A 19,565-nucleotide genomic window follows, 5' to 3' on the forward strand; every position below is an offset into this window, starting at 1 on the left:
GCGCCCGGTCAGCTACCAGAACATCCCCGACGAACTGTTGCCCCACGATCTGCGCTGAGCGCGGAATCGGCCCCTATCTGCTGGCCCGATATCTACAGGCCCGATATCTACGGATCGCCATGCCCCGATCGCTGCGGGCATGGCGATCCGCCACCGGCTGGCGCGGCAATTCCCCCCATGCCGCGATCCGGCCAACCGGCCATATTGCGGCGGTGTCTTGCCGCCGTCCTGACCACGCGCTACCAGACGGGTTTTGATCCGTTGCCAGAACCGGGAATCCGCTGCAAACTCACCTTCCGGCTTTGGAAATCGCGCCCCTGCGGGATCTGGGGTGAAACGTGGTAAATATTGGGGGGAACAATGTCCCAGCAAGTAAAACCGCCCGCGCGGCCATCCTTTCCGATGAAGCCGGTCCCGATTCTGATCGGGCTTGCCGTCTTTGCCCTGCTGCTGATCCTGCCCGCCCCCGAGGGGCTGACGATCGAGGGCTGGCGGGTCGTCGCCATGGCCAGCCTGATGATCGTGTGGTGGATCACCGAGGCCCTGCCCGTTCCCGCGACCGCGCTCTTGCCGGTGGCCTTGCTGCCGACGCTTGGCGCGACCAGCGGCGGGGCGGCGACGGCGCCTTATGGCGATCCGGTGATCTTCCTGTTCATGGGCGGCTTCTTCCTGGCGTTGGCGATGGAGAAGTGGAACCTGCACCGCCGCGTGGCGCTGAACATCATCTCGCGCACCGGCTCTCAGCAGCACCGGATCATCGGCGGCTTCATGATCGCGACCGCCTTCTGTTCGATGTGGGTGTCCAATACAGCGACCGCCGTGATGATGTTGCCCGTGGCGATGTCGGTCGCCAAGCTGATCGAGGACAGGGGCGGGTCGCGCAAATTTTCGCTGGCGCTGATGCTGTCCATCGCCTACGCCGCCTCGATCGGGGGCGTGGGCACGCTGATCGGGACGCCGCCCAACGCGCTTCTGGCCGGGGCGCTGAACCAGTCCTATGGCTATGACATCGGTTTCGCGCGTTGGATGATCGTGGGCGTGCCGGTCATGCTGCTGATGCTGGCCGGGTCGTGGCTGTTCCTGACGCGCATCTCGATCCGGCTGGAGCGTGGCGAGATCGAGGGTGCGGACGAGCTGTTCCGCTCGCAACTGGACGGCCTGGGTTCCTGGAGCAAGGCCGAGATCCGCGTGGGCATCGTCTTTCTGATCACGGCGGCGGCATGGGTGTTCCGCACCTTCCTTGACGACTACATCCCCGGCCTGACCGATACCTCGATCGCGATCATCGCGGCGCTGGCGCTGTTTCTCATCCCTTCGGGGGCCAGGCATGGCGGCGCGCTGGTCGATTGGTCCACCGCGCGCAACCTGCCCTGGGACGTGCTGATCCTTTTCGGCGGCGGCCTCAGCCTTGCGGCGGCGGTCGTCTCGACCGGGGTCGATGGCTGGGTGGGCGCCCAGATCGGGTCTTATGCGCAGGTCCTGCCCATCCTGGGGATCGTCGTGCTGGTGTCGGTCGTGGTGCTGGTGCTGACCGAGTTCACCTCGAACACAGCGACCGCCGCGGCCTTCATTCCCATCGTCGGCGCGCTTGCCGTCAGCCTGAGCGAAAACCCGCTGCTGCTGACGGTTCCGGCGGCGCTGGCGGCCTCGATGGCCTTCATGCTGCCGGTGGCGACCCCGCCGAACGCCATCGTCTTCGGCTCGGGCAAGGTCACGATCCGGGAAATGGCGCGGGAAGGGCTGTGGCTGAACCTGCTGGCGCTGATCGCCATCAGCGGGCTGGCCTATTGGCTGATGATCGCCTTCTTCGGCATCACCCTGGGCGAGTTGCCCGAATGGGCCACCCCGGCGGCGCGGGGATGACGAAAGGGGTGGCCCGCGACGGGCCACTCCGGAAGCCTGATCGGAACCCGGCGTTTTCGGCGAAGGGCCTATCCCGGCCGGGCCGCCACGGTGGCGCGCTGGTGAACCAGCAGCGACCCCAGCCCCGAAACCGCGATCAGCACCAACCCCGCCAGCGACACGAGGTCGGGCCAGTCGCCGAATACGACGATCCCGATCCCGGTGGCTGAAATCAACTGGCTGTAGACCAGCGGTGCGATCAGGCTGGCCTCGGCCTTGCGGCTGGCCATGACCAGCAGGTAATTGCCCACGGCCGAGCCGAGCGCGCTGACAAGAAGCAGCAACAGCAAGGGCGCATCGGGCGCGGGAAAATCGGACTGCAGGCCGAAGGGCGTCAGGGCGATGGTGCCGATCAGCAGTTGCGAGATCAGCAGGAACCGCGGCCGGAACGCCCCCGCCAGGGTGCGGGTCATGACGAGGTAGGCGCCGTAGAAGGTGCCCGCCGCCAGTGCGAAACCCATGCCCAGGGAACTGCCGAAACCGGGCTTGACCACCAGCATCACCCCCGCGAAGCCAAGCCCCAGCAGAAGGCTGCGCTGCGCCGACGGCCGCTCGCCCAGAAACAGGATCGCAAGGATATAGGACACCACCGGGCCGACGAAGAAGGCGCCGAAGACATTGGCGATCGGTTCGGTCCTCAGCGCCGTCAGGATGCAGCAGATCCCGCAAGTGATCAGCGCGGCCCTCAGCAGCACGCGCCGGTTCAGCAAGGCGGGCAGTTCCTGCCGGGACAATCCGCTGAACGGCAGCAGGATCAGCGCGCCCACGAAGAACCGCGACCATGCCACGATGAAGGGGTCCACGCCGCCGCCTGTCAGCAGCTTGCCCGCCGTATCCCCGACGACCACGCAGGTCACCGCGATGAATACGGTCGCAATCAATCGTAGCAAATCCGGCCTGTGGGTCATCATCGTTCCCGGGATGTGGAATTGGGGACCTTGCACTGTTGCGTGGTGGAATGGAAGGTCGGGGGAAGCCTTTGCACGGCGGGCGGAAACGGCGGCTAGCTTCCCGCCAGCCTGCGGTAATTCGCGACCAGATCGTTGAACCGCTCGCCCTGAACCGAGATATGCGCCATCAGCGCCTGCGCAGCGCGGACGCTGTCGCCCTGTTCCAATGCGGCGAAGATCTCGCGATGTTCGGCCAGCGATTGCGCCACGCGCCCGCGCACGTCCAGCTGCATCCGTCGGAAGGGGCGCAGGCGCTGATGCAGCCGCGCGGCCTCGACGGCCAGGAAAGAGTTGCCCGAGGCGCGATAGATCGCCTCGTGGAAACGCTGGTTCGCGGCATAGTAACCGGCAATGTCTTGCGCATCCGCGCGATCTTCGCAATCGTTCAGCGCCGCGTTCAGTTCGGCCAGTTGGTCCGCGTCGATCCGCCGCGCGGCGTAGCGGCCGCAGATCGCCTCGACCTCGGCCATGACCTGGAACATCTCGATCACCTCTTCCAGCGAGGGGTAATGCACGAAGACGCCCCGGCGATGTTCGTGCCGCACCAGCCCCGAGGCGGAAAGCATCCGCAGCGCCTCGCGCAGGGGCGTGCGCGAGACGCGGAATTCATCGGCAAGGCTTTGTTCGTCAAGCCTTTCGCCGTGGCGATACTGGCCCATCACGATACGCTCGGTCAGCGCGTCGCGGATCGTCTCGGCAGGGCGCTGAAGGGGTGATCCGTCCATCTCGAATACTTTCATGCGATCCTTGTATACAAAATAGTTGACATCCGCATACGCGGCAATGACTAATATCAACATAAGGGAACGGAGGCCCTTTCAGGGAGGAAAATCATGGGTATCGCAAGAATGGCCGCCGCAGGGCTGGCCCTGACCATCGGACTTGCCGCGCAGGCCGGCGCCAAGGAATTGCGCCTGTCGCATCAGTTCGCCGTGGGCGACCTGCGCCACAAGGTCGCCGAGATGATCGCGCAGGACGTTGCCGCCGCCGATGTGGACCTGTCGATCCGCATCTTTCCGGCAAGCTCGCTGTTCAAGGCCAACGACCAGTATATGCCGCTCAGCCGGGGGCAACTGGACATGACGCTGCTTCCGCTGTCCTATGCGGGCGGGCAGCAGCCGGTCTATAACCTGACGCTGTTTCCGGGCCTGATCAAAAGCCACGAACACGCCCGCCGCGTCAACGATTCCGAGTTCATGCAGGAACTGGAAACCGTCCTGAACGATGACGACATCACGACGCTGGCGCGCGGTTATCTGGCGGGCGGCTTCGCCTCGGTCGATGGTTGCGTGACCCATCCCGACGACGTGAAGGGCCGCACCGTCCGCGCCGCCGGAAAGGGGTTCGAGGAAATGCTGGCCGCCGCCGGGGCCTCGATCGCCTCGATGCCGTCGTCGGAAAACTACAACGCCATGCAGCAGAAGATCCTTCAGGCGCTGAATACCTCGTCCTCGTCCTTCGTGTCCTTCCGCCTTTACGAGATCGTGGACTGCTACACCCCCGCGACGGATGAAGCCTTGTGGTTCATGTATCAGCCGGTCCTGATCAACAAGACCACCTTCGACGACCTGACCCCCGAACAGCAGCAGGCCCTGCGCGACGCATCCGCCCGCGCCGAGGACTGGTATGCCGAGGAAGCCGCGAAAGAGGACGCCGCATCCGTCGAGGTCTTCCGCAACGCGGGCGTCGAGATCGCCGAGATGACGGAAGAGGACAGACAGGCCTGGCTTGATCTTGCGCAGGAATCTTCCTTCGCGATCTTTGCCCGCGAGGTGCCGGACGGGCAGCGTTGGCTGGATCTTGCCACCTCGGTCGAATAGGCGGGGCCGTCCATGTCGGGAAAACTGATTTCCGTCCCTGCGCGGGACGGGGGCAACCGCTTCATCCGCGCGGTGCATATGGTCTCGACCGTCTCGGGCTGGACCGCCGCCGCGCTGCTGGTCGTCAGCCTTGCCATCACCTGCCAGATGATCGTCTCGCGCCATTTCCTGGGCAATTCGACGATCTGGCAGACGGAAACCGTGATCTTCCTGGTCATCGCCGCGATCTGCCTGGGCCTGCCCTATGTCCAGCTTCTGCGCGGGCATGTGAACGTCGATCTGCTGCCGATGATGATGCCGCCGGGGCTGCGCTTCTGGTGGAAGGTCGTGGTGATGATCACGACGATGGCCGTGATCGCGCTGATGGCGTGGTATTCCTACGATTACTGGCATCAGGCCTATCAGCGCAACTGGCGCTCGCCCAGTGTCTGGGGTCCGCGGCTGTGGATCGTCTGGACGGCCATGCCGCTGGGCTTCGGGCTGCTGCTTTTGCAACTGATCGCCGATTTCGTCGCGCTCTTGCGCGGCCATGACCAACCCTTCTGGCTGGAGGAAGGCTGATGGACCCGCTTACCCTTGGCGCGCTGGTCGCCGTCGCGACCGTGCTGATCCTGTTCAGCGGCATTTCGGTGGGGGTCGGCCTGCTGGTCGTCTCGGCGCTGTTCCTGCTGATCTTCGACGGCACCCGCTCGCTTGAGATGATGCCCGAGATCTTCTTCGCCGATCTCAACTCCTTCACCATCCTGTCGATCCCGATGTTCATCGTGATGGGCGCGGCCATCGCCTCGACCCGCGCAGGCGCCGATATCTTCGAGGCCATCGAGCGCTGGCTGACCCGCGTGCCGGGCGGGCTGGTGGTGTCCAACATCGGCGCCTGCGCACTTTTCGCGTCCATGTCGGGTTCGTCCCCCGCGACCTGCGCGGCCATCGGCAAGATGGGCATCCCCGAGATGCGCAAGCGCGGCTATCCCGACGGGGTGGCGGCGGGGTCCATCGCGGCGGGCGGCACGCTGGGCATTCTGATCCCGCCCTCGGTCACGATGATCGTCTACGGGATCGCGACCGAGACCTCGATCGGGCGACTGTTCCTTGCCGGGCTGGTGCCGGGGATCATGCTGGCGCTGATCTTCATGGCATGGTCGATTTTTGCAAGCTGGCGCGCGGGCGGGGTGCATGTGTTCAGCGCGCGCAGCTACAGCCTTGCGGAAAAGCTCGAGGTGCTGCCGCGCGTCGTGCCCTTCCTGATCGTGGTCGGGCTGGTGCTTTATTCGATGTATGGCGGGATCGCCACGACATCCGAAACGGCGGCGGTCGGCGCGACGCTGTGCCTGATCATGGCGATCATCATCTATCGCATGTGGAGCCCGCACAAGATCTGGGCCGTGCTGCGCGACAGCACCCGCGAAAGCATCATGATCCTGTTCATCATGGCGGGGGCGGGGGTGTTTGCCTACATGATGTCCTCGCTGTTCATCACCCAGACCATCGCGGCATGGATCGCCGAGCTTGAGGTCAACCGCTGGGTGCTGATGGGGCTGATCAATCTGCTGCTGCTGTTCGCGGGCTTCTTCCTGCCGCCGGTCGCGGTGATCCTGATGACCGCGCCGATCCTGATGCCGATCCTGATCGCGGCGGATTTCGACCCCTACTGGTTCGCGGTCATCCTGACGATTAACCTCGAAATCGGGCTGATCACGCCGCCGGTGGGGCTGAACCTCTTCGTCATCAACTCGATCGCGCCGGAAATCTCGCTGCGCACCATCCTGCTGGGCTCGCTGCCCTATGTGATGTGCATGGTGCTGGCCATCGTGATCCTGTGCTTCTTCCCGTGGATCGCGACGGGGCTGCCCGATCTGCTGATGGGTCCGGCGGTCGGGGGGTTCTGACATGGGCCGGTTCAGCTTCTTCAGCGAGATCGTGACCGGGCTGCTGGAGCGCACCCCCTTCGGCGCGCCCGAGGGCACGGACCAGACCCTCGACGCGCTTTGCCACGCCCTGCTGTCGGGGCGGGGCGAGATCTCGGGCAAGCGCGTGGCGCAGGATATCCTGTCGCGTTACAAGGGGCTTGATGCGGGCGAACGCCTGGCCTTCTTCCGCCTGATGGCGCAGGGGATGGACGTGGACACCAAGGCCGTCATACGTGCGGCCGAGGCTTATGGCAAGGCCCCCACCGGGGCCAGCTATGCCGGGCTTGCCGATGCGGCCGAGCCGCCGCGGCAGGAATTCCTGCGCCGGCTCAACCAGGCGCCGGGGGCGACGCTGGAACTGGTGCGGATGCGGCTGGACCTGCTGGGCGTCCTGCACGATCACCCGGAACTCGCGCCGCTGGACCTGGACTTCATCCACCTGTTCCGGTCGTGGTTCAATCGCGGCTTTCTGGTCCTGCGCCGCATCGACTGGCACACGCCCGCCAACATCCTTGAAAAGATCATCGCCTATGAGGCGGTCCATGCGATCAACGACTGGTCCGACCTCCAGCGCCGCCTGCTGCCCGAGGACCGGCGCTGCTTCGCCTTCTTCCACCCCGCCATGCTCGAAGAACCGCTGATCTTCGTCGAGGTCGCGCTGTGCAAGGGCATTCCCGGCTCGGTCCAGTCCCTGCTGGCCGAAACCCGCACGCCCCTGCCGCTGGCTCAGGCGGATACGGCGGTGTTCTATTCGATCTCGAACTGTCAGGAGGGGCTGCGCGGCATTTCCTTCGGCAATTCGCTGATCAAGCAGGTGGTCGAGGAATTGCGGCAGGAGTTGCCCCATCTGGACAGTTTCGTCACGCTGTCGCCGATACCGGGGCTGATGCGCCATCTGGCGTCGCAGGAGGGTGAGGCCCCCCGCGCCATCGCCCGCGCCGCGAAGGCGGGCGACCGCAAGCGGCTTGAGGCGATGGGTCCGCAGATCAGGCTGGCCGCCGCCGATTATCTGGTGAACGCCAAGCGCGGGGCGGCGCCGCTGGACCCCGTGGCGCGCTTCCATCTGGGCAACGGCGCGCTGATCCACCGGGTCCATGCGGGCGCCGACATCTCGGACAACGGCATCCGCCAGTCGGCTGGTGCGATGGTGAGCTATCTCTACGATCTCGCGCGGGTCGAGGCCAATCACGAGGGTTTCGCGACCGCAAACCGGGTCGTAATCTCGAAAGAGATCAAGACCCTGCTTCAGACCGGCGCGGCACAAGGAAAACAGACATGACCAATCCGCTTTACGACGCCCTGATCGCCCCGCAGATCGAAAACGATGCGCCGCTGCTTTACCTGCAAGGCGGGGGCGATGTGACGGGCCGCGACTTTGCCGCGCAGGCGCATCGCTTTGCCCATGCGCTGAAGGGGCTGGGGCTGAAACCCGGCGACCGGCTGGCCGTGCAGATCGCGAAATCACCCGAGGCGCTGGCGCTTTACGCCGCAGCACTTGCCGGGGGCTTCGTCTTTCTGCCGCTGAACACCGCCTATACCCCCGACGAGGTCGCCTATTTCGTCGAGAACTCGGGCGCGGCGCTGCTGGTGGGCGATCCCGCCAGGGCCGACACGCTGGCCCCCGTCGCCGAGCGCCTCAAGGCACAGTTCCAGACGCTGGACGGCGCGGGCGGGGGCAGCCTGACCGATCTTGCGGCGAACGAACCCGCCAGCTTTGACGCCACGCCGCGCGGCCGCGACGACCTGGCCGCGATCCTCTACACCTCGGGGACCACGGGGCGGTCGAAAGGGGCGATGCTCAGCCAGTCGAACCTGCTGGAAAACGCGCAGGTGCTGGCGCAGGAATGGCGCTTCACCGATCAGGACGTGCTGCTGCACGCGCTGCCGATCTTTCACACGCATGGGCTGTTCGTCGCCTCCAACGTGTCGCTGCTGACGGGCGGGCGGATGATCTTCCTGCCCGGCTTCAAGGCTGCCGAGGTGGTCGAACTGCTGCCCCGCGCCACGGCCATGATGGGGGTGCCGACCTTCTACACCCGCCTGCTGGACGACCCTGCCTTCGACCGCGACCTGACGCGGCACATGCGGCTGTTCACCTCGGGCTCGGCCCCCCTGCTGGCCGAAACGCATCGCCAGTTCGAGGATCGCACCGGCCACCGCATCCTGGAACGCTACGGTATGACGGAAACGAACATGTCCACCTCGAACCCCTATGAGGGCGAGCGGCGGGCGGGCACGGTCGGCTTCCCCCTGCCGGGGGTCGAACTGCGCATCACCGACCCCGACACTGGCGAGGAACTGCCCCAAGGCACCCCCGGCATGATCGAGGTGCGCGGCCACAACGTCTTTCAGGGCTATTGGCAGATGCCCGAAAAGACCGCCGAGGAGTTGCGCGAGAACGGCTTTTTCATCACCGGCGACATCGGGGTGATCGACGCGGATGGCTATGTCTCGATCGTCGGGCGGCAGAAGGACCTGATCATCTCGGGCGGCTACAACATCTATCCCAAGGAGATCGAACTGCTGCTGGACGAACAGCCCGGCGTGCTGGAAAGCGCGGTGATCGGCACCCCCCACCCCGATTTCGGCGAGGGCGTCGTGGCCGTGATCGTCCCCGAACCGGGCCATGCCCCCACGCCCGAGGCGCTGGAGGCCGCCATCGCCCCCCAACTTGCCCGCTTCAAGCAGCCCAAGCGCTATGTTCTGACCGACAGCCTGCCGCGCAACACGATGGGCAAGGTCCAGAAGAACCTGCTGCGCGAGGAATACAAGAACAGCTTCACGGGCTGAAGGCCGGGGCCGTGCCGGAAGGGCGCTTTCGCTTGACTGGCGGGGCTGGCTGCGCTTCCCTGCCGCACCGCGGCACAGGAGGCAGGCATGGAACACAGGCGGATCGGCAATCGCAGCGTCGGGGCCATCGGGTTTGGCGCGATGAGTTTCGGCGGTATGTTCGGCCCCACGGATGAGGCGAGTTCGCTGGCCTGCCTGGACGCCGCGCTCGATGCGGGCATCAGCCATTTCGACACCGCCGACATCTACGGCATGGGCCTGTCCGAGGAAATCATCGGCAGGTGGGGGCGCAGGGACATTCACCTGGCCACGAAATGCGGCATCGTCAGCGGGCCGCCGCGTCATGTGCGCAACGACGAAGCCTATATCCGCCAATGCCTTGAAGGCTCGCTTCGCAGGCTGAGGCGCGAGCATGTCGATCTTTACCACATCCATCGCCGCCAACCCGAGATCCCGGTCGAGGAGCTGGCCGGAACCATGTCGAAGCTGGTGCAGGAAGGCAAGATCGGCGGCTATGGCCTGTCCGAGGTCGCGCCCTCGACCCTGCGCCGCGCCCATGCCGAATATCCGGTGACGGCGGTGCAGAACGAATTCTCGCTGTGGACGCGGCTGCCGCAGCTTGGCCTGATCCAGACCTGCCGCCAGCTTGGCGTGGCCTTCATCGCCTTTTCCCCCCTGGGCCGGGGGATGTTCGGGCGCGAGCCGCTGAAACGCGATTTCCGCGCGGGCATCGACTTTCGCGATACCAACCCGCGTTTCGTCGAGCCGAACTTTTCGGCCAACCTTGCCGCCATCGTCCCCTTCCGCGCGCTTTGCGCCGCGCGGGGCTGGTCGGTTCCGGGTGCGGCGCTGGCATGGGTTCTGGCGCAAGGCGACCACATCATTCCGATTCCGGGCACCAGGACGGCGGATCACCTGCAAGACTGGCGACTCCCCGACCTCGATGCCGGGGATCTCGCGGAAATCGAGCGCATCCTGCCAGCAGGGTTTGCCCACGGCGACCGCTACGGCGATCATCAACTGTCCTTCGTCGAGCGTTATTGCTGAAACCCGCGCGGCCCTAGTAGACCGGCGGCGAGATGACCCAGATCACGACTGCGGGCGTGTCGCCGTCGTTGCGCCAGCCATAGTCCCGCTCGGCGAACTGGAAGCTGTCCCCGGCTTCAAGCCGCACCTCCAGCGCGCCGATCCACAGGGTCAACGCCCCCGAGATCAGCACGCCGCCGTCCTCGGCCTTGCGGGACGCCTTCAGCCCGCCGCTGCTGGAGTGGGGGGCGAAGGTGGACCGGATCATCTCGAAACTGCCGCCAAGGGTGGGCGACAGCAATTCCTCGACCAGCCCCGTCTCGCTGGAACCGATCGAGGTCCGGTCGGCGGCGCGCAGGATCAGCCCCCTTTCCTCGGGGCGCTGGTTGGCCGAGCGGAAGAAGAAGCTGATATTCACCCCGAAATGCGCCGCGATGGCCGACAGGTCCTGGATCGAGGGAACCGTCTGTCCCCGCTCGACCTGGCTGAGCCAGCCGACCGAACGGCCAAGCGCCGCCGACAACTGCCTGATCGTGAAGCCCCGCGATTTCCGCAGCGCCCGGATGTCGCTTCCGACAAGAGTGTTCAAGATCAAGGGCGGCGGTCCCGAATGGCCTGATATCGGGCAAAGAATGTCCCGGCAGGATCGCAATGGCAATGCCGCACGATCAGCAGAATGAAATTTTTATCTTGATTTTCATGATAACGTATTCGACCATCATTTCGTTCACTCGACAGGAGGTCTGCATGTCGTCATTTCCCACCTCGGCCCGCGTCGTCATCATCGGCGGAGGCGTGGTCGGCGTCTCGGCGCTGTATCACCTCGCCAAGGCAGGATGGAGCGACTGCGTCCTGCTGGAAAAGAACGAACTGACCGCCGGTTCGACCTGGCACGCGGCGGGCAATGTGCCGACCTTTTCGGCCAGTTGGTCGATCATGAACATGCAGCGTTATTCCGCGGACCTTTACCGTCGGCTGGCCGATGAGGTCGATTATCCGATGAACTACCACGTCACCGGCTCGGTTCGCCTCGGCCACAGCGCCGAGCGGCTGGACGAGTTCCGCCGCGTCACCGGCATGGGGCGGCGGCGGGACATGGGCCTTGAGATCCTGACCCCGGACGAGTTGCGCGGGAAATATCCCTTCGTCTCGACCCATGACCTGACCGGCGCGCTTTACGACCCCCATGACGGCGACATCGACCCGGCGCAACTGACCCAGGCGCTGGCCAAGGGCGCGCGGCAGATGGGCGCCCGGATCGAGCGTTTCTGCCCCGCCACCGGCGCGCGGCGCGAGGGCGATGAGTGGGTAATCGACACCCCCAAGGGCGAAATCCGCTGCGAATATGTCGTCAACGCGGCGGGTTATTATGCCGGGCAGGTCGCCCGCTGGTTCGGGCGGGACCTGCCGATGGTGGTGATGAGCCACCAATACCTGCTGTTCGACACCATCCCCGAGATCGAGGCATGGACCAAGGAGGTCGGCCACAAGCTGCCGCTGCTGCGTGACGTGGACAGCAGCTATTACCTGCGGCAGGAAAAATTCGGCTTCAACCTCGGGCCTTACGAACGCAACTGCCGCGCCCATTGGATCACCCCCGACGATCCTTTCCCGGAAGACTTCAGCTTCCAGCTTTATCCCGACGATCTGGACCGGCTGGAATGGCACATGAGTGACGCGATGGCGCGGGTTCCGCTGCTGGAAAAGGGTGCGCTGAGCAGCGTCATCAACGGCCCGATCCCCTACACGCCCGACGGCAACCCGCTTATCGGCCCGATGCCCGGCGTGCCGAACGCTTTCGAGGCCTGCGTCTTTACCTTCGGCATCTGCCAGGGCGGCGGTGCGGGCAAGGTGCTGGCCGAATGGATCACCGAAGGGGCGACCGAATGGGACATGTGGTCCTGCGATCCGCGCCGTTTCACCGGCTTCGAGGACCGGGACTATGCCATCGCCAAGGGCAAGGAGATCTATGCCAACGAATATGCGATGCATTTCCCGCATCATGTCTGGCCCGAGGGGCGGAAGAAAAAGCTCTCGCCCGTCCACGACCGCGTGGCGGCGCTTGGCGCGCAGTTCGGCCCCTATAACGGGTGGGAGCGCGCCTTATGGTTCGCCCGTTCCGGCGACGATACCGCCGAGGCCGCGCAACGGACATGGTGCCGCGAAGGGCCTTGGTTCGGCGCGGTGGCCGGGGAATGCGCCGCCGTGCGCGATGCGGCGGGGATCCTGGACCTGCCGGGCTTCTCACGCTTCCGGCTGACCGGGCCGGGCGCGGCGGATTGGCTGTCGCGCCAGATCACCGGCAAGGTGCCTTCGGTCGGGCGGCTGGGTCTGGGCTACTTCGCCGACGACGCGGGCCGGGTGGTGACGGAAATGTCGCTGGCGCGGATTGCTGATGATGAGATCCTGCTGATTACCGCCGCTTCTGCACAGTCGCATGACGGCGAATGGCTGCGCAAGCACCTGCACCCGGGCCTTTCCCTGACCGATGAGAGTGCCGACTGGTCCACCCAGATCCTGACCGGCCCACGCTCGCGCGACGTGTTGCTGGCCGCCGGGGCCGAGGCCGATCTGACGAAGGGCTGGCTGACGCATCAATGGGGCAAGGTCGCGGGCCGCGAGGTCTGGTTCGCGCGGGTCAGCTTTGCCGGTGAACTGGGGTGGGAGTTGCACACGCGCATCGCCGACACGGCGGTGGTCTGGGATGCGGTCTGGACGGCGGGCCAGCCACTGGGGTTGCGCGCCTTCGGCATGTTCGCGCTGGATAGCCTGCGCATCGAAAAAGGCTATCGCGCGTGGAAGGGCGATCTTTCGACCGACTACACGGTGCTGCAATCGGGGCTTGGCCGCTTCGTCGATTGGACGAAGCCTGATTTCCGGGGTCGTGCCGCCCTGCTGGCCGAGCGCGAAAACCCGCGCCCGACCAGCTTCGCCACGCTGGCAATCGACTGCGATGAATATGATGCGCCTTATATGTCCTCGATCTGGCAGGGCGGGCGTATCGTGGGCGAACTCACGTCCTCGGGCTGGGGCCACCGTCTCGGGGCCTGCATCGGGCTTGGGATGATCGAGAACGACCTGAACACCCCCGGCACCGAGGTCGAGGTCGAGATTTTCGACCGCCGCTATCCCGCGAAGGTCGTGGGCGAGGGCGGGCTTTGGGACCCCGAAAATGCCCGCATCAGGGCCTGACGACGGCCCACCAGACGAATTCATCACGGATCGGCCATCTTCGATGATGGTGGCCCCAACAGGAAGATAGCGAAAATGGTCGCACTCCCCACCCAAGCCCGTGTCGTCATCATCGGGGGCGGCATTTCGGGCTGCTCGGTTGCTTATCATCTGGCCAAGCTGGGCTGGACCGATATCGTGCTGCTGGAACGCAAGCAGTTGACATCGGGCACCACATGGCACGCGGCGGGGCTGATCGGCCAGTTGCGCGCCAGCCAGAACATGACCCGGCTGGCGAAATATTCCGCCGATCTTTACGCGCGGCTCGAGGCCGAGACCGGGTTGGCCACGGGCCTGAGGCAATGCGGCTCGATCACCGTCGCCCTGACCGAGGAGCGGCGCGAGGAGATATTCCGGCAGGCGGCGCTGGCCCGCGCCTTCGGGGTGGACGTGAACGAACTGTCACCGCGCGAGGTGCAGCAGAGGTATCCGCATCTTGAGATCTCCGATGTGGTCGCGGGCGTGCATCTGCCCGGCGATGGCCAGGCCGATCCGGGCAATATCGCGCTGGCACTGGCCAAGGGCGCGCGCCAGATGGGCGCGAAGATCGTCGAGCAGGTCAAGGTCACCCGCGTCGTGACGAAGGACGGCCGCGTGACCGGCGTCGATTGGGAAGCTGGCGGCGAAACCGGCCATATCGCCTGCGAAAACGTGGTGAATTGCGGCGGCATGTGGGGGCGTGATCTCGCCGCCCAGAACGGCGTCACCCTGCCGCTGCATGCCTGCGAGCATTTCTACATCGTCACCGAGAACATCCCCGGTCTGGCGCAACTGCCGGTGCTGCGCGTCCCCGACGAATGCGCCTATTACAAAGAGGATGCGGGCAAAATCTTGCTTGGCGCGTTCGAACCCAAGGCCAAGCCCTGGGGCATGTCCGGCATCCCCGAGGATTTCTGCTTCGACCAACTGCCCGAGGATTTCGACCATTTCGAGCCGATCCTTGCGAGTGCCGTCGCCCGCATGCCGCTGCTGGCCGAGGCCGGAATCCACACCTTCTTCAACGGCCCCGAAAGCTTCACCCCCGATGACCGCTATTACCTGGGCGAGGCGCCGGAATTGAAAGGCTATTGGGTCGCGGCGGGCTATAATTCCATCGGCATCGTGTCCTCGGGCGGCGCCGGCATGGCGCTGGCGCAATGGATGGACGACGGCGAGCCGCCTTTCGATCTGTGGGAGGTGGACATCCGCCGCGCCCAACCCTTCCAGCGCAACCGCCGCTATCTGCGCGAAAGGGTCAGCGAGACGCTGGGGCTGCTTTATGCGGACCATTTCCCCTATCGGCAGATGGCGACCTCGCGCGGCATTCGGCGTTCACCGCTGCACGAACACCTCAAGGCGCGCGGCGCGGTCTTTGGTGAGGTCGCGGGCTGGGAACGCGCGAACTGGTTCGCCGGACCGGACGAGCCGCGCGAATACCGCTATTCCTGGGGCCGTCAGAACTGGTTCGACAACCAGCGCGCCGAACATATGGCGCTGCGCGAGGGCGTGGGCCTGCTGGATATGACCAGTTTCGGCAAGATCCGGGTCGAGGGCCGCGATGCGCTTGCCTTCCTGCAACGGCTTTGCGCGAATGACATGGACGTGACGGCGGGGCGGATCACCTATACGCAGATGCTGAACGCGCGGGGCGGCATCGAATGCGATCTGACGGTGACGCGGCTTTCCGAAACCGCCTTCCTGCTGGTCGTGCCGGGCGCGACCTTGCAGCGCGATCTGGCCTGGCTGCGCCGGCATCTGGGCGACGAATGGGTGACGATCACCGACATCACCGCGTCCGAGGCCGTGCTGCCGCTGATGGGTCCGCGCTCGCGAGAGCTGATGTCGCTGGTCTCGCCCGATGATTTCTCGAACGAGGCGCATCCTTTTGGTGTCGCGCGGGAAATCGAGATCGGCATGGGCCTGGCCCGTGCCCATCGCGTCACCTATGTCGGTGAATTGGGATGGGAGATTTACGTGAGCGCCGATCAGGCCGCCCATGTCTTCGAGGCGCTGACTGATGCAGGCGAACAGGTGGGCCTGAAGCTCTGCGGATTGCACGCGATGGATTCATGCCGCATCGAGAAGGCCTATCGCCATTTCGGCCACGACATCACCGACGAGGACCATGTGCTGGAGGCCGGCCTTGGCTTTGCCGTCAAACCCGCCAAGGGCGATTTCATCGGCCGCGACGCGGTGCTGCGCAAACGTGAGACCGGGCTGACCCGCCGCCTGATCCAGTTCCGCCTGAAGGACCCCGAACCGCTGCTGTTTCATAACGAGCCGATCCTGCGCGACGGCAGGATCGTGGGCTTCCTGACCTCGGGCAATTACGGCCATGCGCTCGGCGGCGCCATCGGCCTTGGCTATGTGCCCTGCCGCAGCGATGAGACCGGGGCCGCGATGCTGGCCTCGGATTACGCCATCGACGTCGCGGGCCGGATCGTGGCCGCCGAGGCCAGCCTCGCGCCGCTTTATGACCCGAAATCCGTGCGGGTGAAGGCGTGAGTTTCAAGCCTCTCTCGGCTTTCGCGGATCAGGCTTGCGAAAAACTCGGCGACCACGCGGACCCTGCGGGACTGGGCGAGGTCGGCGTGAATGGCCAGCCAGATCCCCTGGTCGATGCCAAGATCGCCTTGCAGGCAAACAAGGTCGTTCTGCCGCGCGATGAAATGCGGCAGCACGGCCAATCCGACACCTGCAACGGTGGCGGAAACCTGCGCTGAAAGGGTGGTGGTCGTCAGGACCGGCGCACGGCCCCGCAACATCCGCTCGACCCATTGGGCGGCGGGCAGATGGCCATATGTCTCGCACCAGCCGACAAGGGGGTCGCTGTCGAAACGGGCGTCCTCATGCCTTGGCATCCGGCGCCCCATGTAACCCCGAGAGGCGTAAAGCCCATAGCCCAGCGTTCCCAGGCGCCGGATCGTGACATTGCCGCGCTGGGGCTTGACCATCCTGATCGCCAGATCGGCATCGCGGCGGTGCAGGTTGACCGTCTGAACATCCGTCACGACCTCCAGGCTCAGGTCGGGATAGTGATCGGTCAGTTCCGGCAGGGCGGGAATAATCAGGTGATTGGCGAGCGTCTCGGCCGTGGCCAGACGAACCCGGCCGGCAATTTCGGTTTGGGCGGCGGACCCTTCCGCAAAGGCTTCGGCTGCCTGTTCCAGCGCCTCCGCCCGCTCCAGCAGGGCGGCACCATCGTCGGTCAGGCGGTAGCCGTTCTGGTGGCGGCTGAAGAGAGCAAGGCCGAGCGCGGCCTCCAGCCGCTCGATCCGGCGCGAGACGGTGGCAAGGCCGTTCCCGAGGCTGGCCGCCGCGCCGCTCAGCGACCCGCTGCGCGCGATGGCCAGGAACACCCGCGCATCGTCCCATCGCAGGCGGGTAGCCTCTTGCTTTCCATTATCGGAAATCGAATTTCGGGTTATGGCGGTTTTCTTCATCGAATTAGAAAAGCATCCTTGCCCCTGACGAACAAGGAGCAAAACGATGAAACAGCGAACACTCGGCCCCGGTCTTTCGGTTTCCGCCCTGGGGCTTGGCTGCATGGGGATGAGCGAATTCTACGGCCCCCGCGACGACGCGGAATCGCTGGCGGTCCTGCGGCGGGCGGTCGATCTGGGCATCGACTTCCTCGACACCGCCGATATGTATGGGCCGCACCACAACGAAGAGCTGATCGGGCGCTTCCTTGCCGAAAGCGGTGCCACGGTCAAGATCGCCACCAAGTTCGGCATCGTGCGGCAGCCGGGCGAATACGCCCGCAGCATCGACAACAGCACCGCCTACATGCGCCGCGCCTGCGAGGCTTCGCTCAGGCGGCTTGGGGTGGAACGGATCGACCTTTACTATGTCCACCGCATCGACCGCGCGCAGCCCATCGAGGAAACGATGGAAGGGCTGGCCGCCCTGACGCGCGAAGGCAAGATCGACCATGTCGGGCTGTGCGAGGTCAGCGCAAATACGCTGCGCCGCGCCCATGCCGCCCATCCGGTGACGGCGGTGCAGACCGAATATTCGCTCTGGACCCGCGAGGCAGAGGCTGAAATCCTGCCCGCCTGCCGCGAGTTGGGCATCGGCTTCGTCGCCTATTCGCCGCTTGGGCGCGGTTTCCTGACGGGCCGGTTTCAGGCGGGGGCGCAATTCGAGGATGGCGATTTCCGTGCGGGCCTGCCGCGCTTCGCCCCGGACAATGCGACGACCAATGCCGCCCTGGTCGATGTGGTGCGCGGCATCGCGGCGGCAAAGGGCTGCACCCCTGCGCAGATCGCCTTGGCATGGCTGCTGTCCAAGGGCGACGGCATCGTGCCGATCCCCGGCACCAAACGGCTGAAATACCTGGAAGAGAACGCCGCCGCCGCGTCGATCCTGCTGGATGAAAGGGAAAGAGAGACCCTTGAACGGGCCATCTCCAGCCTGCCCGTCGCCGGGGAACGCTATACCGCCGAGGGCATGAAGGGGCTGAACGCATGACGCAGGATCGCCGCGCGAAAGCCCTTGCGCTTCTCGAACGCCTCGACCCCGAAGCGCCGTCCCGCGTTGCCGAAAATCTCGACGCGCTTTCGGACGATTTCCTTGGGATCGTCCTGGGGTTCGCCTTCGCGGATGTGGTGTCGCGGCCGGGCCTGGACATGCGCACGCGCGAGATGCTGACCGTATCGGCGCTTATGGCGATGGGCACCGCGCCCGGTCAGCTCGAGTTCCATATTCGCGCTGCCCTGAATGTCGGCGTCACCCGCGAGGAAATCGTCGAGATCCTGCTTCAGATCGCCGTCTATGCGGGCGTCCCCGCCTGCATGAACGGCATCGCCGCTGCCAGGAAGGCGTTCGCGGCCGCCCGGTCATGACCTGCAATGGCGCGAAACCGCGGGCGCCCGGCGGTCATCCGCCAGTTGAACGGCCCGCTCTGGCGTGGGCCGGGGTGGCGGGCGGTCCCGGCTGGCGCCTGAGCTTGTCCAGCATCGGGCTATGGGTCCTGCGCGCCACCTCGTCGCGCAGCCGCATTGCCAGCGGCGACAGCGGCCTTCGGACGAGTTCGAGCAGGTAATAGGTCGAGACGCGGATTTCGTTTGCGCTGCGCAACATGGTGAATCCCGCCGAAAGCGGCGGACGGATCAGCAGTTGCGCCACCTCGTCCGATACCGGTGCGATGGCATCGCTTTGCGCCAGATAGGCGATCGTCCACAGGATCGAGGGAGTGTCGATGATATCCCGAGGCTCGGGCAGGCCGACGGCGGAAAAGGCGGCCAGGCTCGCCTCGCGGATCGGGGCGCCGCGCCGCTGCATGATCCATTCGTAGCTGGCCAGTTCGGTCATCGTGATCGCCTGGGCGCGGGCCAGCGGATGGGTGGCGCGGGCGATCAGGCTGACCTTTTCGTCGCGCATCGGCAGGATGTTGAAGTCCCGGCTGTCGAATTCCGGCAAAATCCTTGCCAGCACGAAATCCAGGCTGCCCGCCTTGAGTTGGTGAAGCAATTCGCGCGACGGCAGCACCTCGACGCTGATCTGCGCATCCGGGGCTTGCAGCTTCACCTGCCGGACAGCCGGGACCAGGTAGCTGACGGCGGGTCCCGTTACCGCGCCGACCCGGACGGCGCCCGCATGACCGCCGCGCAGGTCGCGCATGTCGGTCGCGATGCTGTCCATCTCGCGCAGAATGACGCGGGCGCGGCGCAGGAAGGTCGCGCCGATCTCGGTCGGTTCCATCCCCTTGGGCAGGCGCAGGAACAGGGGCGCGCCCACCTGGCGCTCGACCTCGGCCAGCATGCGCGAGGCGGCGGGCTGGGTCATCGCCAGGTTTTCCGCTGCAAGCTGCAACTGCCCATGCGTGGCGATCTGATGGACCAGCCGAAGCTGCGCGGGTTTCAGGGACAGGCGGTTGAATGGCATATCAATCCTGTTATGCAAAATGCTTTATTAGTCATTTTACAGATATGATCTGCGCTTGCTAGTGTGATTCC

General features: G+C 65.4%; 16 protein-coding genes. 11 read left to right on the plus strand and 5 right to left on the minus strand.

Features of this window, described 5'->3' with window-relative positions:
* Window positions 1–360 precede the first annotated feature (360 nt).
* Window positions 361–1,863, plus strand: a complete 1,503-nt coding sequence (locus tag Q0O97_RS15030) for an SLC13 family permease (protein WP_294931080.1) — start codon at window positions 361–363, stop codon at window positions 1,861–1,863.
* 68 nt (window positions 1,864–1,931) lie between these two features.
* Here Q0O97_RS15030 and Q0O97_RS15035 read toward each other — a convergent pair whose 3' ends face one another.
* Window positions 1,932–2,810 (minus strand): DMT family transporter, encoded by an 879-nt coding sequence (locus Q0O97_RS15035; protein WP_294931083.1) that lies wholly within the window; start codon window positions 2,808–2,810, stop codon window positions 1,932–1,934.
* Window positions 2,811–2,905: 95 nt separating this feature from the next.
* A complete protein-coding gene (locus Q0O97_RS15040; RefSeq protein ID WP_294931086.1) occupies window positions 2,906–3,592 on the minus strand; it encodes a GntR family transcriptional regulator in 687 nt (228 codons plus the stop codon).
* Between the two features lie 93 nt (window positions 3,593–3,685).
* Between Q0O97_RS15040 and dctP the strand changes: the two genes are divergently transcribed.
* From dctP to Q0O97_RS15070, 6 genes are all read left to right on the plus strand, one after another.
* Window positions 3,686–4,672, plus strand: a complete 987-nt coding sequence (dctP, locus tag Q0O97_RS15045; RefSeq protein ID WP_294931089.1) for a TRAP transporter substrate-binding protein DctP — start codon at window positions 3,686–3,688, stop codon at window positions 4,670–4,672.
* Window positions 4,673–4,684: 12 nt separating this feature from the next.
* Entirely contained in the window at window positions 4,685–5,233 is a 549-nt protein-coding gene (locus Q0O97_RS15050) for a TRAP transporter small permease (RefSeq protein WP_294931092.1), read from the plus strand.
* Window positions 5,233–6,558, plus strand: coding sequence for a TRAP transporter large permease (locus Q0O97_RS15055; protein ID WP_294931095.1), 1,326 nt, complete (start codon window positions 5,233–5,235; stop codon window positions 6,556–6,558). The genes Q0O97_RS15050 and Q0O97_RS15055 overlap by 1 nt, the downstream gene beginning before the upstream one ends.
* Window position 6,559: 1 nt before the next feature.
* Window positions 6,560–7,858, plus strand: coding sequence for a malonyl-CoA decarboxylase (locus tag Q0O97_RS15060; RefSeq protein WP_294931098.1), 1,299 nt, complete (start codon window positions 6,560–6,562; stop codon window positions 7,856–7,858).
* The gene (locus tag Q0O97_RS15065; protein ID WP_294931101.1) at window positions 7,855–9,369 is read left to right on the plus strand and encodes a malonyl-CoA synthase; all 1,515 of its coding nucleotides are present in this window, start codon (window positions 7,855–7,857) and stop codon (window positions 9,367–9,369) included. Before Q0O97_RS15060 ends, Q0O97_RS15065 begins: the two co-directional genes overlap by 4 nt.
* A gap of 87 nt (window positions 9,370–9,456) precedes the next feature.
* On the plus strand, window positions 9,457–10,416 hold the full coding sequence (locus Q0O97_RS15070; protein ID WP_294931104.1) for an aldo/keto reductase: 960 nt from the start codon (window positions 9,457–9,459) through the stop codon (window positions 10,414–10,416).
* Between the two features lie 13 nt (window positions 10,417–10,429).
* On the opposite strand, the gene Q0O97_RS15075 is transcribed toward Q0O97_RS15070, so the two are convergent.
* Complete coding sequence (locus Q0O97_RS15075) at window positions 10,430–10,990, minus strand: XRE family transcriptional regulator (protein WP_366125263.1); 561 nt, start codon at window positions 10,988–10,990, stop codon at window positions 10,430–10,432.
* A gap of 152 nt (window positions 10,991–11,142) precedes the next feature.
* On the opposite strand from Q0O97_RS15075, the gene Q0O97_RS15080 reads away from it, so the two are divergent.
* Together Q0O97_RS15080 and Q0O97_RS15085 are read left to right on the plus strand one after the other, a co-directional pair.
* Entirely contained in the window at window positions 11,143–13,587 is a 2,445-nt protein-coding gene (locus Q0O97_RS15080; RefSeq protein WP_294931107.1) for an FAD-dependent oxidoreductase, read from the plus strand.
* A 75-nt stretch (window positions 13,588–13,662) separates the two neighbouring features.
* The gene (locus Q0O97_RS15085; protein ID WP_294931110.1) at window positions 13,663–16,110 is read left to right on the plus strand and encodes an FAD-dependent oxidoreductase; all 2,448 of its coding nucleotides are present in this window, start codon (window positions 13,663–13,665) and stop codon (window positions 16,108–16,110) included.
* On the opposite strand, the gene Q0O97_RS15090 is transcribed toward Q0O97_RS15085, so the two are convergent.
* A complete protein-coding gene (locus Q0O97_RS15090; protein WP_294931113.1) occupies window positions 16,077–17,048 on the minus strand; it encodes a LysR family transcriptional regulator in 972 nt (323 codons plus the stop codon). The two genes, Q0O97_RS15085 and Q0O97_RS15090, sit on opposite strands and share 34 nt — an antisense overlap.
* A gap of 46 nt (window positions 17,049–17,094) precedes the next feature.
* On the opposite strand from Q0O97_RS15090, the gene Q0O97_RS15095 reads away from it, so the two are divergent.
* Both Q0O97_RS15095 and Q0O97_RS15100 read left to right on the plus strand, forming a co-directional pair.
* Window positions 17,095–18,078 carry an aldo/keto reductase gene (locus Q0O97_RS15095; protein WP_294931116.1) on the plus strand — a complete coding sequence of 328 codons (984 nt, stop codon included), beginning with the start codon at window positions 17,095–17,097 and terminating at the stop codon, window positions 18,076–18,078.
* The gene (locus tag Q0O97_RS15100; protein WP_294931119.1) at window positions 18,075–18,452 is read left to right on the plus strand and encodes a carboxymuconolactone decarboxylase family protein; all 378 of its coding nucleotides are present in this window, start codon (window positions 18,075–18,077) and stop codon (window positions 18,450–18,452) included. Before Q0O97_RS15095 ends, Q0O97_RS15100 begins: the two co-directional genes overlap by 4 nt.
* 34 nt (window positions 18,453–18,486) lie before the next feature.
* Here the strand turns inward: Q0O97_RS15100 and Q0O97_RS15105 are convergent, their stop codons facing one another.
* The gene (locus tag Q0O97_RS15105) at window positions 18,487–19,494 is read right to left on the minus strand and encodes a LysR family transcriptional regulator (protein WP_294931122.1); all 1,008 of its coding nucleotides are present in this window, start codon (window positions 19,492–19,494) and stop codon (window positions 18,487–18,489) included.
* Window positions 19,495–19,565 lie beyond the last annotated feature (71 nt).

The organism is uncultured Paracoccus sp. (genome assembly GCF_945915435.1).
Classification (GTDB): domain Bacteria; phylum Pseudomonadota; class Alphaproteobacteria; order Rhodobacterales; family Rhodobacteraceae; genus Paracoccus.

What these genes read in the sequence shown, in the direction of transcription:
- Q0O97_RS15055 (WP_294931095.1), top strand. Translation starts at nt 5,233, where the DNA reads ATGGACCCGCTTACCCTTGGCGCGCTGGTCGCCGTCGCGACCGTGCTG.
- Q0O97_RS15050 (WP_294931092.1), top strand. Translation starts at nt 4,685, where the DNA reads ATGTCGGGAAAACTGATTTCCGTCCCTGCGCGGGACGGGGGCAACCGC.
- Q0O97_RS15105 (WP_294931122.1), bottom strand. Translation starts at nt 19,494, where the DNA reads ATGCCATTCAACCGCCTGTCCCTGAAACCCGCGCAGCTTCGGCTGGTC.
- dctP (WP_294931089.1), top strand. Translation starts at nt 3,686, where the DNA reads ATGGGTATCGCAAGAATGGCCGCCGCAGGGCTGGCCCTGACCATCGGA.
- Q0O97_RS15065 (WP_294931101.1), top strand. Translation starts at nt 7,855, where the DNA reads ATGACCAATCCGCTTTACGACGCCCTGATCGCCCCGCAGATCGAAAAC.
- Q0O97_RS15060 (WP_294931098.1), top strand. Translation starts at nt 6,560, where the DNA reads ATGGGCCGGTTCAGCTTCTTCAGCGAGATCGTGACCGGGCTGCTGGAG.
- Q0O97_RS15090 (WP_294931113.1), bottom strand. Translation starts at nt 17,048, where the DNA reads ATGAAGAAAACCGCCATAACCCGAAATTCGATTTCCGATAATGGAAAG.
- Q0O97_RS15030 (WP_294931080.1), top strand. Translation starts at nt 361, where the DNA reads ATGTCCCAGCAAGTAAAACCGCCCGCGCGGCCATCCTTTCCGATGAAG.
- Q0O97_RS15100 (WP_294931119.1), top strand. Translation starts at nt 18,075, where the DNA reads ATGACGCAGGATCGCCGCGCGAAAGCCCTTGCGCTTCTCGAACGCCTC.
- Q0O97_RS15070 (WP_294931104.1), top strand. Translation starts at nt 9,457, where the DNA reads ATGGAACACAGGCGGATCGGCAATCGCAGCGTCGGGGCCATCGGGTTT.
- Q0O97_RS15095 (WP_294931116.1), top strand. Translation starts at nt 17,095, where the DNA reads ATGAAACAGCGAACACTCGGCCCCGGTCTTTCGGTTTCCGCCCTGGGG.
- Q0O97_RS15040 (WP_294931086.1), bottom strand. Translation starts at nt 3,592, where the DNA reads ATGAAAGTATTCGAGATGGACGGATCACCCCTTCAGCGCCCTGCCGAG.
- Q0O97_RS15085 (WP_294931110.1), top strand. Translation starts at nt 13,663, where the DNA reads ATGGTCGCACTCCCCACCCAAGCCCGTGTCGTCATCATCGGGGGCGGC.
- Q0O97_RS15080 (WP_294931107.1), top strand. Translation starts at nt 11,143, where the DNA reads ATGTCGTCATTTCCCACCTCGGCCCGCGTCGTCATCATCGGCGGAGGC.
- Q0O97_RS15035 (WP_294931083.1), bottom strand. Translation starts at nt 2,810, where the DNA reads ATGACCCACAGGCCGGATTTGCTACGATTGATTGCGACCGTATTCATC.